Source organism: Sporosarcina sp. FSL K6-2383, from assembly GCF_038618305.1.
GTDB lineage: Bacteria > Bacillota > Bacilli > Bacillales_A > Planococcaceae > Sporosarcina.
This window is the reverse complement of sequence record NZ_CP152017.1, coordinates 2,049,681-2,064,196: the sequence shown is the minus strand read 5'-3', so window position 1 is coordinate 2,064,196 and position 14,516 is coordinate 2,049,681. Positions and strand designations below refer to the sequence as shown.

10 protein-coding genes are annotated in these 14,516 nt (G+C 39.1%); all 10 read right to left on the bottom strand.

What is annotated here, in order from left to right:
* Positions 1-358: 358 nt before the first annotated feature.
* The 10 genes from MKZ10_RS10125 to MKZ10_RS10080 all read right to left on the bottom strand — a co-directional run bounded on the left by MKZ10_RS10125 (position 359) and on the right by MKZ10_RS10080 (position 14,483).
* Positions 359-2,629: a glycosyl hydrolase family 65 protein gene (locus MKZ10_RS10125; RefSeq protein ID WP_342504845.1), complete on the bottom strand. Its 2,271-nt coding sequence runs from the start codon at positions 2,627-2,629 to the stop codon at positions 359-361.
* A 5-nt stretch (positions 2,630-2,634) separates the two neighbouring features.
* Entirely contained in the window at positions 2,635-3,324 is a 690-nt protein-coding gene (pgmB, locus tag MKZ10_RS10120) for a beta-phosphoglucomutase (RefSeq protein ID WP_342504844.1), read from the bottom strand.
* 18 nt (positions 3,325-3,342) lie between these two features.
* Positions 3,343-4,356: a LacI family DNA-binding transcriptional regulator gene (locus tag MKZ10_RS10115; protein WP_342504843.1), complete on the bottom strand. Its 1,014-nt coding sequence runs from the start codon at positions 4,354-4,356 to the stop codon at positions 3,343-3,345.
* Positions 4,353-5,189 (bottom strand): carbohydrate ABC transporter permease, encoded by an 837-nt coding sequence (locus MKZ10_RS10110; protein ID WP_342510135.1) that lies wholly within the window; start codon positions 5,187-5,189, stop codon positions 4,353-4,355. Before MKZ10_RS10110 ends, MKZ10_RS10115 begins: the two co-directional genes overlap by 4 nt.
* A complete protein-coding gene (locus MKZ10_RS10105; protein WP_342504842.1) occupies positions 5,189-6,061 on the bottom strand; it encodes a sugar ABC transporter permease in 873 nt (290 codons plus the stop codon). Before MKZ10_RS10105 ends, MKZ10_RS10110 begins: the two co-directional genes overlap by 1 nt.
* A gap of 175 nt (positions 6,062-6,236) precedes the next feature.
* Entirely contained in the window at positions 6,237-7,517 is a 1,281-nt protein-coding gene (locus tag MKZ10_RS10100) for an ABC transporter substrate-binding protein (RefSeq protein ID WP_342504841.1), read from the bottom strand.
* Between the two features lie 75 nt (positions 7,518-7,592).
* Complete coding sequence (locus MKZ10_RS10095) at positions 7,593-9,959, bottom strand: glycosyl hydrolase family 65 protein (RefSeq protein ID WP_342504840.1); 2,367 nt, start codon at positions 9,957-9,959, stop codon at positions 7,593-7,595.
* Positions 9,960-10,214: 255 nt separating this feature from the next.
* Positions 10,215-11,516: a glucose-6-phosphate isomerase gene (locus MKZ10_RS10090; RefSeq protein WP_342504839.1), complete on the bottom strand. Its 1,302-nt coding sequence runs from the start codon at positions 11,514-11,516 to the stop codon at positions 10,215-10,217.
* Positions 11,517-11,537: 21 nt separating this feature from the next.
* Positions 11,538-13,274 carry a phospho-sugar mutase gene (locus MKZ10_RS10085; RefSeq protein WP_342504838.1) on the bottom strand — a complete coding sequence of 579 codons (1,737 nt, stop codon included), beginning with the start codon at positions 13,272-13,274 and terminating at the stop codon, positions 11,538-11,540.
* Positions 13,275-13,307: 33 nt separating this feature from the next.
* Complete coding sequence (locus MKZ10_RS10080) at positions 13,308-14,483, bottom strand: ROK family transcriptional regulator (RefSeq protein ID WP_342504837.1); 1,176 nt, start codon at positions 14,481-14,483, stop codon at positions 13,308-13,310.
* Positions 14,484-14,516: the final 33 nt, after the last annotated feature.

The window sequence follows — 14,516 nt, the reverse complement described above, 5'->3', positions numbered from 1 at the left end:
AGGTGGCGACTCCAGCGGGAACAGCGCGAGCTGAAGACCCTGCTGGAAGAGCCGTGACGAAGAACGGCTTTTGCGACCGAAAAGCAAAGCGTTTGGGAGCACCTGGGTAGATGCCTTAATTTCTACAAAAAGACGTAGAAATATGGCAAATCGAACCCTAAGCTGTTCGATTGGCTGATGCCGTGCCCGCGTAAAGCGTCCACCTGAAGCGGAAATCAACATTGTTCGTGTTACCTGCTTAATTTTTCTATTATGAAATTGATTCAATCTACAAACAAAAAAATAACATCTACGTACTCATCACACTTAACTAAGTGCAATTGTACATAGACGTTACCTATTGTTATTTATTTCACTATCAAATCTTCACTTCTTGCCCATTTTCAAGATCGAGGGAAATTCCATTATGAGAAATAGTTAACCCCTCTCCCTCAACAACTAAATAACTAACCGCATCTCTTTCTAGGTGAACCTTTAGCAATCTGCCTTGGTATTGCAGATGAAATTCGAGGGAATTCCATTCATCTGGTAGTGCTGGCGCGAAGGATAGTCCACTTTCTTTCACACGAAGACCAACAAATCCAAAGACAATGGCAAGCCATGTACCGCCCATATTCGCCATATGCAAACCGTCTTTCGTGTTTCCATGTGTGTTATCTAGATCGAGTCGAGCTGTTTCATTAAAATAATTATAAGCTTTCTCTTTATAGCCTAATTTAGATGCCATAATGCTATAGACACAGCTAGATAATGATGAATCATGTGTCGTAATTTCCTCATAGTAATCATAAGAATTTTGCATTGTTTCAAAATCCTGTTCGTCCTCTAATAGAAAATGCCCCAACACAGTATCTGCTTGTTTACATACTTGATACCTATACAATGTTAACGGATGATAATTCAACAGAAGTGGGAATTTATCTTTTGGCGTATTTTCTAAATCCCAACGCGCCTTTTGTAAAAAGCTATCGTCTTGTGCATTTATTTTGTATGTTTCATCATAAGGGAGATACATCTTCTCACCTGCATCCGACCATTCCTCTACTTCTAGTTCTGTCAGTTCTAATCGGTTAACTAATTGTTGGAGATCGTTGCTATCCTTTTCTTTTAGATGACGATATACCTTAGCAGCCCAAAGTAAATTATGCTTGGCCATGACATTCGTATAGTAATTATTATTCACAATACATGTATACTCGTCCGGACCTGTTACACTATCAATTCTAAATTGACCTTCATGCATATGACCTGTATCCGCCCATAAACGAGCTGTTTCAAAAAGAACTTCAGCCATATAATCCTTTAAAAACATCTCGTCCTGCGTGACTAAATAATATTGAATATAGCTATACGCCACATCTGCACTAATGTGATACTGAGCTGTGCCTGCCGGGAAAAATGCTGAGCTTTCCGGTCCCGTAATCGTTCGCCATGGGAATAGAGCGCCTTTTGTATGCCCTAAATCCTTGGCTCTTGCTCTTGCACTATCTAAAATGGAATAGCGGTGTAACAATAGATTTTTTGCAATTTCAGGATTAGTCATTAAGAACACCGGGAACATATAAATTTCAGTATCCCAGAAATAATGACCTTCATAACCTTCACCTGATAATCCTTTTGCCGCAATATTGCTAACCGGATCTTTTCCAACAGACTGCAATAGTTGGTACAAGTTAAAGCGAATTCCTTCTTGCAAACGTGCATCTCCATCTATCGCTACATCCGATTTGCTCCAAAAACGATCTAAATAGTTTTTTTGCTCTAGCAGAAGTTCCTCAAATTTTGTTGCTGAGAGTTGCTGTTGAACTGCAACTGCTTTATCGACAACAGCTTCACCATGTCGTAGTGTATCCGTATACACACTATACTTGGTAAAGTGAATCGTCTCATCGCCTTCAAATAGATAGGTTTGCTCCACACCACTATCTGTTGTATTACTTTCATACTGATAGTTTTCAGGTGATACCTGCGACGAAGCTACACAAGCCACTTCCAGTTCCGTTTCATATGTGCGGTTTTTGACAATAATCCATTGCTCCTGCTGTCGAGCTTCTATTACATGGAGCCGCTTCGCATGACCCGAAGCAATTCGTGGATCCGTTTTATCGACAAAATTAGAAACGTCACCATTCACAGTTGAAATCACTTTAATTTGTTGAATCGGACTTACAGGAACGATTTTAATATCAACCGCAAGTAATTCCTTTGTGATAAAAGAAACGAGCCGTTTAAAGTGGAGCCGAACTTCACGCCCTTTCGATGATTTCCAATGAATGATGCGTTCAGCAAATCCTTTATCCATATGCAATTTCCGTTCAAAGTGAATGACTTCCCCTTCGAACAAAGAGAAGACTTCATCATCTAGCCAAATTTGTACCGATTGCCCATCAATTATATTGACTATTTTTTGCTGTATGTCAGGGAATCCATGTAACTTCTCCCCGTATTGCAATTCTATTTCATCATGAAAGGCATTTATGTATGTCCCTCGAATCGATTTATATGTCTGTGGATAGCCTTCTTCAAAATTCCCTCGTACACCTAAATAGCCATTTCCCAAAGACAACAGGCTTTCATTTTGCAAAAGACTGTCATTATCCAGCTCTGACTTCGTTAATGTCCAGCTCATGCTTCTCACTCCCTATTTCTTGCTCGTTTTTCTTTATAACAGTTAATAATTTCCCCAAAAATCAACTGGGAAGTGTCGACTACTAAATAATCTGCTTTGCCCAACTGTTCAGCTGACCCGACACCTACTGAAAACATCATTGCACCATTAATTGCCTCTACCCCAGCTTCTGCATCTTCAATTCCGATGCACTCTTCATAGGATACTCCTAAGAAATCAGCAGCCGTCGTAAACGTTTCAGGGTCTGGCTTACCTTTTTTCACCTGTGATGCATCGACAATATAGTCAAAGTAATGTGCAAGTCCAAGCTTATCTACTATATTTTTCGCATTATTACTCGCTGAACCGAGCGCGATTTTTATTTGATGCTCTTTATTTTTTTGTAATAACTGCTCGATGCCAGGTAAAATATCATCTGTATTAACGGTTTCCACCAACTCTAAATAATGGCTATTTTTTTGATTAGCCAGTCTGTCCTTTTCATCACTTGCTAACGCCAAAAGAGAAGGCTTTAAAGCTAAAATTCTCTCCAAAGACTCCATGCGGCTAATTCCTTTCAGCTGTTCATTAAACTGACGGTCAATCGTTATCCCGAGTTCCTCCGCCAGTTTTTTCCATGCCAAAAAGTGAAATTCTGCCGTATCTGTAATGACGCCATCCAAATCATAAATAAAAGCCTTTGGGTATTGTGACAATGTTCTCTTCCTTTCCACTCAGATCATTCGAACGCTTTGTCGTTCCATTAACTGATGTTCCACATAGACATGCTGTCGTTCCAGCTTATTGTCTATCAAATCTTGCAGTAATAATGCAGCCACCTTGCCAATTTCCATAAAGTTTTGTCGGATAGTTGTCAACTGCGGCTGCGTATAGGCACTAATGACCAAATCATCAAACCCCGTCAGCGAAATGTCCTCTGGAATCCTTAAACCGGCCTCATTGATTGCCTTCATGACGCCAAATGCCATTAAATCACTAAAGCATAAGAAGGCAGTCGGTTGTTTCGTTCGCAAATATTCCTTCGCCACTTCATATGCATTTTGCTCAGAAAATTGAGCGTAAAGCACTTTATCATCACTTAATTCCAATTCTTTTGCTTTAAAAGCTTGCTGCACGCCTTTCATACGCTGTACATTGACATAAGTTTCCTTCGTCCCAGCCACAACGACTATGTCACGATGATTATGTTCCAATAAATGAGTAGCTATTTCCTTACCAGCAACCGCATTATTAATCGACACACTGCCGATCAAGCCATTATCCGTTTCCGTCATAATATCGAGTACCACACACGGTATATTCGTTGTGATCAATTCCTTATAATAAGAATCATCTATCCGAATTCCCTGCAACAATGCCCCCCCAATATTGCGTTCACGGCAATATTGAACATAGCTTTTTTGCTTTTGCTCCTGCGAATCAATTAAGTAGATCGACAGTTCAAACGGACTCGCAGAAACTGCGGAATAAACCCCTTTGAATATATCAAATGCATTATTATCCTTTTCATTGTCATTAAAAACACCTGATGAGATTAAGCCAATAGTCATTTGTTTTTTTGACGATAGATTTTTAGCGATGACATTCGGTGTATAATTCAATTCTTTTGCAATTTCAAAAATCCGTTTCTTCGTTTTCTCACTGACATCTGGATAATTATTAAATGCTTTTGATACAACACCAATGGATACGCCTGCTCGCTTCGCAACATCTTTTATCGTCGTCACTTGACCGCTCCTTCTCCAATTCCTTTAATAATATGCTTTTGTGCAAGCACATAGAAAATAACAACTGGAATAATGGTTAGCATCAGACCTGCCATCGCTAAATTCCACTTAATCGTAAACTCACCAAAAAAGTAAAAAGTAGATAGAGGAATCGTTCGCAGCCCTTTATCCGTCAATGTTAAAGAGGGTAATAGATAATCATTCCAAATATTAATGACGTTTAAGATCATCACCGTCACCGTAATTGGCTTGAGCATCGGGAAAATGATTCGCCAAAACACTCCGAACTTTGAAGCACCATCTATTGTTGCCGCTTCCTCTAATGTAATCGGAATGGACTTAATGAAACCGTGATATAAAAAGACCGAAATACTTGAACTAAATCCCACATGCATGAAAATTAACCCTTCGCGTGTATTGAACATCGGAATATGTAGTTCATTCGTGATCGTCCCCATTAATTGCATTAAAGGCATCATCAATGTTTGAAAAGGAATGAGCATAGTCGCAATAAATGTCATGAAAATAATTTTACTGAGCGTATTATCTGTTCTAGCTAACATCCAGGCAGTCATGGAAGATAGTACAACGATAATGAGGACTGAAAGTATAGTAATATACAAAGAATTCCCGAGTGCGCTTAAAAAACCCATTTTTTCCATCGCTTCAGCGTAAAATTGAAAACTAAATTTCTCTGGCAATGCTAGCGCATTGTCATAGAGTTCTTGACGACTTTTAAAGGAGTTGACAATGATGATATAAATAGGAGATAAGAAGAAAAGAGCTGCAAGAAAAAGTAATACTTCCTTTGAGTACTTACTAAGCATTTTCATCACATTTCTACCTCCCTTTTCTTCGTAATATACACTTGAGTCAGCGTAATAGCTGCAACCACAAAGAAGAAAATAATTGCTTTCGCTTGACCAAATCCATAATTACCATAACCAAAAATTTCATTATAAATATTCATCGCGAACATTTCTGTCGAATTTGCTGGACCGCCACCTGTTAACGACAAGTTGACATCGTAAATTTTAAAGGCAGAGGATAATGTTAAAAATAGACTAATTGTAAATGCAGGCATTAGTAAAGGAACTGTAATTTTTTTGAAACGTTGCCAACCTGTTGCTCCGTCGATTTTGGCTGCTTCAATAACATCGTTTGGAATGCCTTGAATTCCCGCGATGTAAATGATCATGACGTATCCCGCCATCTGCCACGTAAAGACAAATACCATTGCGTATAAGGCGTAATCCATATCCATCAGCCAGTTGAAAAATAATCCGTCTAGCCCTGTGATACTACCGATTAGCGTAAAGACATCTAAAAATATAAATTGCCAAATATAACCAAGAATTAATCCGCCGATTAAATAAGGCATAAATATCATTGTTCGTGCCGCATTCGCTATTCGAAGTTTTGATGTTACAAGCACTGCAGCTGTAAGGCCAACGATATTCACTGAAATAACAGCTAATATTGTAAACAATGTTGTTATCCATGTAGATTTAAGAAAACGTGCATCGTCGAATAGACGTAGGAAATTGTCTACCCCTACAAACACTTTGGGATTTGCCGCAATTCCATCCCATTCAAAAAAAGAGTAATAGATCCCTATTATAAAAGGAATGATTACTACTGTCGTAAAAATAACTAATAATGGAGCAGTAAATAACAAATACCAGCCTGTATTTCCTTTTTTCATCACGAAAATCACCGCTTTCTCGTAGATATACTAGCTAAACTTATGAGTAGTAATGTGAGTCCAACGAAATTACCTTCTAGAGAAGAAATCCCTATTTCATAGGAATCCTTTGTCTGTAAAGAATTACTGGGCATACTTCTCCAAGTATGCCCAGCTATTCACCGTCTGTTTATCATTATTTTACTGCATTTTTCCAAGCGTCGTCTAACTTGTCAATCAATTCTTTCCCTGTCATATCTTTAGACAAGAAGAATTCTTGTGCAGCAGGTGTAAAATCATTTGGAACAATATTCGCTGGGAAGTAGTTTTGTGCCCAAGGAATCGTTTGTCCTTTATTCGAAGCATCTAACACATCTTGTGATAGTGGATCTAGATCACCAGCGTCAATATTCGTTAATGCCGGTACAAATCCGAACTCTTCTACAATATAACGGTGACCAATTTCACTTGTTGACATCCAATTTAAGAAGTCATTGGCTGCTTTTACTTCAGCTTCGTCTTTTGTACCATTAATTGCCCAGTTATTCCCCACACCGACAGCCATTTTGTCATTGCCCAATAATGGGAATGGTAGCATACCTACTTCAAAATCGAAATCGAATTCTGAAAGCATTCCGTAAGCCCAGTTTCCTTGGTGAATCATTGCTGATTTACCCGCTGCAAAATCACCGATTTCTTTATCATACGTTACATCTAGTGGACTAGGTGTATTGTTTTTAATTGTTTCCATGAAATCCCCAAACTCTTGGAATTCCTTTGTATCTGCCATCGTTACTTCACCACTTGTTAATTTGTCGATAAACGCGTAGTGGTCTGGTTGGATAGAGAATGGATAGTTACTAATATGACCGATTAAGAAATAAGCGTCTTTTGCAAGACCAAGTCCGTTAATGCCTTCAGCATTAAATTTCTCCATTGTTTTCACAAAAGATGCATAGTCAGCTACATCTTCCGGCTTCACTAAATCTTTGTTATACACTAAGCCAAATCCTTCAACACCGTATGGAACACCGACAATTTTGTCGTCAATCTTCAATTCCATACCCGGAGCAATATAGCTCACGTACTCTTCAGACGATAAATCATACACATACGATTTCAATTTTTCAGCTTCCAATACATGTTGAAGGCTAAAAATAGATGGTCCTTGGTTACTGTTCAAACGAATTTGTAGTTGTTGGAAGTAGTCATCACCTGTTGTTCCCCAAACTTCTACTTCAACGCCTGTTTCTGCTGTATATTCTTTTGCAAGCGCTTCTAGCTGATCAGAAATTTCAACTTTACTTTGGAAGATTGTAATTTTTTGATCAGTTACCTCTTCCGGCTTGTCAGTGCCCCCAGTGCTTTCTTTGACCGGTGCTGTTCCTTCATCCTTCGTGCCACCACCACATGCAGCTAAAAGAAGTAATAATGCGATAAGTAACAGACTACCAAATGTTCTTTTTTGTAATTTCATGTCAATTCCTCCCCTTCTATTTTGAACTTCTATAGTGAATAAAATGAGCAAGTCATTTTATAACTACCAAAATGGTTAACACTTAATAGGTACTTCTACATAATCATCACATATATACACTGTTCCATCCGTTTCAAACTTGATTTGTTCGTTGTTGGTTACATTGACAGTCAACATAGATGATGTGATAACAATCTTGACAGGTTGACCACGCCACTGGATTGTAAACGCCATCTGTTGCCAATGCTTGGGTATTCTTGGGTTTATATGCAGTTTCCCATCAACAAGTCTGATGCCTGCAAAACCAAAGATTGCCGATTTCCAGATCCCACCGACAGAGGCAGCATGAATGCCATCATCAGATGTATCCATCAGTGGGCCCAAATCGATTTCACAAGATTTTTTAAACAAGGAGTAAGCTAAATCTGTCTTGCCGAGATCATTGGCAAGTATGGCATGTGTTACTAAGCTAAGTGATGAGTCATGCAATGTGCGCGGTTCATAGTAATCGAAATTAGCCTGTTTAACAGCCTCTGAAAGGCGAACATCTTCCTGTAAAAAAGTTTGTTGTAGTAAGTAAAATAGTATCAATGTGTCTGCCTGTTTTGTTACTTGAAAAGAATTGATTTGCTCAGGATTATAATCTCGATAAATCGTCCTTACCTGTTGCTGGTTTTTATACTTTGTTAGGTCAATTTCCGTTAGCTGCAAATAGGTGTCATCCTGTGGAATAACTAAATCCTCTTCACGTGGATTTGGTAAAAAAATTTGCTCTACTTTTGATCGCCATTGCTCGTAAGCATTCGTTAGATCTAGTGCTGTCGTCATTTGTTGAAGAAGAGCTGGATTTTCATGCTCAATCTTTTCATAATAGCGAATTGCAAGTTTCATATTAAAATAGGCCATATAATTCGTAAACGCATTATTATTGACATGTTCCTTGTATTCATCAGGACCAATGACATTCGAAATCTCGTAGTGCTGTTTCTCTTCGTGCCATTCAAGACGGCTCGCCCAAAACCTTGCCGTATCAAATACCATTTCATAACCGTAGTGTTCCATGAATAACTGATCACCTGTCACACTATCGTATTGATAAACAGCAAATGCTATATCTGCTGAAATATGCTGTTCTATAAATCCCGACCAAATTTTCGTTTGTTCGCCAGTTACAATATCAATATCTCCCCATACGGGCGTTACTTCACCATCCGTCGGCCAAGCCATTTCCCACGGATACATCGCACCTGTATAGCCATTATCGGCAGCTTTCTTCCGAGCTCCTACTAGACCATGATAGCGATAGAGTAACAGCGATTTTGCAACTTCTGGGTTTGAGAAAGTAAAAAAGGGTAGAATGAATAATTCTGTATCCCAAAACGAATGCCCTTTATAGCCTTCTCCACTCAATGCTTTCGCAGCAATCCCCATTCGATCATCATGTGCAGGTGTCATAATCGTTAAATGATAGAGTGAAAAATGCATGGCTAGTTCATCAAAGTTATCATCACTCATAATTTCAATATTATAAGCATTCCAGATTTTGCTCTGCCACGCTTCTTGATGCGAAAGGAATAGTGAATCATAGCCTTTAGCTGCACAATTTTTTAATTCTTGTAAGGAAAGGTTGCGTAGTTGCTGAAGATTGTACTGTGCATTGTCAATTTCCTTATCCCGGCTCGTATAAACCGTCGTTAACTTTTCCATGATGAGCGTATCAGTTGGCTGGAGATTAACGTCATATGTCAGCCATACTTTTCGCCGGCTCATGTTCATCTCAGGAATGTCAGGGCTTTCTACACCGTTTATAAGTATGTTATGAGTCGTATTTATCACAATATCAATATTCGATTCACTTGTTGTTTGGATTAACTGTATAAAACGATTGTCAAAGATCCTTCGTTCCCCTTCAATGCAATGTTGTGAGCCGGAATTAGTCATTTGGGCATTGATACCTGAGTCGAATGCAATGTGAACAGGATGCGTGAGACTTTCAATTTCCATTGTCATGCCGATTAAATGCAGATCATCTAGCGAGACAAAGCGTTTGAATAGAAAACGCAATTCTTTCCCTGCAGGCGAAGTCCATTCAAAGCTTCTTGTCAGCTCAGCCGTTTTTAAATTTAATTGGCGTATGTATTCCTTTGTTTCTCCAAATTCAAGACTAAATCGTTCTCCATCTATACGTAGATCAATCATTGTAATATCTGCTAAGTTCGGTAACTCAGTTACTTCATTCTCCTGCGCTTTATTAAACGTACCACTTACAAACATATTCCTTGTTTCTTTACTATATGGCTCCTCCATTGCAGATCGCAATCCCATATAGCCATTGCCGAGATACATGATTGCTTCATTTTTGCCAAGTGTATCAGGAGAAAAAGCTATTTCTGAAACAATCCAGTTTTTAAGCTCTTCTTTCCCCCGCGAATAGTCCATCATGTTATGGCTGCCTCCTTTTACGAAAACGTTTTTGTTACAGAGTAAAAAAATCTATTTTGGTTACGTTATCTATTTAAAATTATTTACGAAAACGTTTTTGTTTCGGATTAAAAAATAATAGTTATACTTTGGTTGCGCTTACACCGATAGTATAGATGATGATTTTCTTATTGTCAATCACTTTTTTATTTTTCGATAAACTAAAAAAAGAACGCCTATATACATTTGTAAACAAGCGTTCCCTATAATATATTATTATTGTTCGTCAACAAACCCTGGTTTTTTTAGCATTCTAAAGATATTTTTCTTATACTCTTCTACCCCTGGCTGATCAAAAGGGTTTACCCCTAGCAAGTATGCGCTCATCGCACAGGCAGTTTCAAAGAAATAAATAAGATAACCGATATGATAAGCATCATGCTTGCCAACTTGGAGTAGAATAAGAGGAACTCCACCCGCTTCATGCGCTTGCATCGTTGCTCGCAATGTAACTTCATTAATTTCATTCATTGTTTTATCGGCAAGATAGTTCAATCCATCTAAATTATCAGTAGATGTAGGGATTGCACTGTCTTCTACGGATTCCACAAATTGAACAAATGTTTCGAATAGCTCACGTCGCCCATCTTGCACATATTGTCCCATCGAGTGTAAATCGGTTGGATACGCTACAGATGCTGGGTAAATCCCCTTGCCATCCTTACCTTCACTTTCGCCAAAGAGTTGCTTCCACCATTCGTGGAAAGTTGCAAAGCGTGGAGCAAAGCTTGCTAAAATTTCTATATTGAATCCCTCATCTAACAAATGATTACGTAGTGCTGCATATTGATATGCACTATTTGAGGAAATATCCGCAGTAGAAAACTCTTGTACAGCGTCTTTCGCTCCTGCAAGCAATTGCTTAATGTCGATTCCTGCTACTGCAAGCGGTAGCAGTCCTACGGGTGTAAATACTGAAAAACGACCGCCTACATCATCTGGCACAACAAAAGATGCAAATCCTGAACGATTGGTCAACTCTCTCAATGCTCCGGCTGATTTGTCCGTAATTGCAACGATTCTTTCGCTGGCTGAAGTCCCATAACGCCCCTCCATATACTCCAAAAGGATTCGGAAAGCAATTGCCGGTTCTGTCGTTGTTCCTGATTTTGAAATAACGATAACTGCAACTTCTTTGTCACTGATATACTGTAACAATTGTTTCATATACGTGCCACTTAAATTCTGACCCGCGAAGATGACTTCAGGGTCATCCCCACTTTTTTCAAAATAAGGAGAGAGTGCATCTTGAACTGCTTTTGCACCCAGATAAGATCCCCCAACACCGATGACAACAACCACTTCAGCAGCTTTTCGTAGCTTTTCTGCTTCCGCTAAGACACTTTCCAAATCATTTTCCAATGCATCATTCGGAAGATTACGCCAACCTAAAAAGTCGGCACCTTTAGATGTTCCGTTAGCCATATCGCTATGAAACTTTTTCACTCGTTCTCCAAAAACTTTCTCCAACTCACTTATCGCCGTCAGCGACTGATTAAGTGCTACAGGTGATGCCATTTCAACATTCCTCATTTCATTTCATAATGATCCAGCTATGACTTTTTCTACTATCGCCATGACATCCGTTTTGATTGCCAATAAACGCTCGTCACTTTCTGCTTGTGTGTCTGCCTTTACACCAAAATAAAACTTAATCTTAGGTTCTGTTCCAGATGGACGGATGGCAAACCATGTCCCATCTGCTAGTTTAAATTTTAACACATTTGCTATAGGTAAATCGAGTGAATGCTGAATTCCTGTCTTTACATGGAAGACATAGCCAGCCGAATAATCTTCAATAATCGCTATCGGTTGGACAAACCCACTTTCAAATGATGCCGTACGGAAATAGTTCATGATTTCGTCAATCTTTGCCATTCCTGTTTTCCCTTTTAGCTGAATTGACTCTAATTCTTCCAGATAAAATCCATATTGTTCAAACAATGCATGTAACCCTTCCAACAGGGTTTGGCCATTTGCTTTGTAGCGAGCAGCAACAGAGGCTATTAAAACTGAAGCCTGGACAGCATCTTTATCCCGAACAAAATCACCTATCAAATAGCCGTAGCTCTCTTCGTAACCAATTAGAAAAGTTGATGCTGCATTTCGTTCAAAATCCAACACTTTTTCACTAATAAATTTAAACCCTGTCAGTACATTTTGCGTTTGAACACCATAGCTGTCTGCAATTGCACGACCGAACTCTGATGTAACAATTGTTTTAAGCACAACACCATTTGTCGGTAGTATACCTCGCTTCAATTTGTCCTCCAACAAGGCATGGACAAGTAATGCACCAATCTGATTGCCTGTTAAAAAAACATAATTATTTTGTGCATCCCGAACAGCCACACCCATTCGATCCGCGTCTGGGTCTGTAGCAATGAGTAAATCAGCTTTCACCTTATGACCATATTCCAACGCTAAGTCAAAGGCTTGTGCCTCTTCAGGGTTCGGGTACTTGACGGTTGTAAAATCAGGATCCGGAATGGCCTGCTCATTAACCATCGTTACATTAGTAAATCCAGCAACCTCCAGCCCTTTAGAGACTAGTTTTCCACCAGCTCCATGAAGTGGAGAGTAGACAATCGTTAATTGTTTATCGAGCTCACCATTTAATAAAATTCTATCCAATTGCTTTAAATATCGATTACTCATATCGTTATCCAAATAAGTCAATAATCCTTCTGATAACAGACTGGCTTCTTCCATGACCTCTACTGAAAATAGATTCTTAATACTCTCCGCATAAGCCGTAATCGCAGTTGCCGCCTCCAATGTAACTTGTCCACCGTCTTCTCCATACACTTTAAATCCATTATATTCCGCTGGGTTGTGACTTGCCGTAATCACAACACCCGAAAATGTATTCAACTCCCTAACCGAGTAGGATAGTAATGGAGTCGATTGAAGTTCATCAAACAAAAAAGAGCGAATACCATTAAATCCAAGAACTTTCGCCACTTCAAGACCAAATTCAGCCGATAGATGCCTAGAATCATAAGCAATGGCGACACCCCGATTTCTAGCGGCTTCCCCATGACCTTTTATATATAAAGCAAGCCCTTGTGCCGCTTTCCTCACCGTGTAAATATTCATCCGATTTGTCCCAAAACCAAGTTCACCACGTAGACCTGCTGTACCAAATGATAAGTTTTTATAAAAACTATCTTCTAATAATGCTTGATTATTTTCTTCATTCAACAACTGTTGCTTTAGTGTCGCTTCTAAGTTTTCTTGATGTAACCATTTTGCTGCCTCTACTTGCCATGTCATACAAAAAACCTCCTAAACAATATGTAGGGTATATTATACAGGTTCAAATAAATCAACCAATAGTAGTGACACAGCTCCTAACAGAGTTGAATCTTCACCAAGCGTCGTAATGACTACTTTGGTTTGCTTCGCCTGTGGCGTCAAGGCCCGCTTTTCAATCGTTTTTACTATTTCCGGCAAAATAAGTGACCTTGATTTTGTAACCCCGCCACCAAGCACGATTTTTTCCGGGTTAATAATATGGATCAGATTAGTCAAGCCAATCCCAATAATCTTTCCTGTTTCCTTAAAAAGAGCAGCAAATTCCTCATGTCCACCAATGGCATGCTCATACATTTTTTCACCTGTTAACTGCTGTTTCATACTACTTTCTTGTGCTATCGTTTTTTGGGCTCGCCTGACAATCGCAGGACCTGTTATAAATGTTTGTAAACAGCCTCGATTACCGCATTCACACACTTCCCCATGCAGATCAATCGTCATATGCCCCACTTCACCTGCAAGATCTTGTGCCCCGTGATAGAGCTTTCCATCAATGACAAGCCCAGCACCTACACCACGACCAATGTTGACAGCTAACATACTATCGACTTTATTTTGATTACCAAACCAGGATTCACCTAGTGCCATTGCTCTGGCGTCATTCTCCACTTTAACACTTAACATAAATTCTTTTTCAAGTTCTTTTTTAATTGGGATATTTGTCAAACCTAAAATAGGTGCAACTAAGGATGTACCTGTTTCCACTTCCACAACCCCATGCATCGCTACTCCAATTCCAATGATTTCCCCCATAATCATTGGAGTAGATTGCATACATTCATGAATACAATCTTTTAAAATCGTAAGATATTGTTCATTTGTAATCGGTACTGTCAGCTTACTTGAAGAACGCTGAATAATACTACCTGTTAAATCAACAAGAATACAGTCAATTTTTGCCGGTCCAGCATCCACTCCAATAACGTAAAAAGCCCGATGGTTAATGAGCAACATTGTTGGCTTTCGACCACCCTGAGATTCACCAAGTTTACTTTCAATAACAATTCCCTGTTCAATCAATTCTTTTACATTACTACTTACCGTTGGGGGCGTTAGTTTTGTATCCTTCGCAATTTGTGCTCTAGAAATAGGTGAGTCTGTCCGAATTTTATTAAGTATAATCGATTTATTAACAGACTTCATCCATTGGAATGTACCTGGTCGCATCAGAAAACTCCCTTCTTTCAATCTAGTGTTTAC

Coding starts and splice junctions, on each gene's coding strand:
- MKZ10_RS10125 (WP_342504845.1), bottom strand. CDS start 2,629: ATGAGCTGGACATTAACGAAGTCAGAGCTGGATAATGACAGTCTTTTG.
- MKZ10_RS10110 (WP_342510135.1), bottom strand. CDS start 5,189: ATGAAAATGCTTAGTAAGTACTCAAAGGAAGTATTACTTTTTCTTGCA.
- MKZ10_RS10105 (WP_342504842.1), bottom strand. CDS start 6,061: ATGAAAAAAGGAAATACAGGCTGGTATTTGTTATTTACTGCTCCATTA.
- MKZ10_RS10100 (WP_342504841.1), bottom strand. CDS start 7,517: ATGAAATTACAAAAAAGAACATTTGGTAGTCTGTTACTTATCGCATTA.
- MKZ10_RS10095 (WP_342504840.1), bottom strand. CDS start 9,959: ATGATGGACTATTCGCGGGGGAAAGAAGAGCTTAAAAACTGGATTGTT.
- MKZ10_RS10090 (WP_342504839.1), bottom strand. CDS start 11,516: ATGGCATCACCTGTAGCACTTAATCAGTCGCTGACGGCGATAAGTGAG.
- MKZ10_RS10085 (WP_342504838.1), bottom strand. CDS start 13,274: ATGACATGGCAAGTAGAGGCAGCAAAATGGTTACATCAAGAAAACTTA.
- MKZ10_RS10080 (WP_342504837.1), bottom strand. CDS start 14,483: ATGCGACCAGGTACATTCCAATGGATGAAGTCTGTTAATAAATCGATT.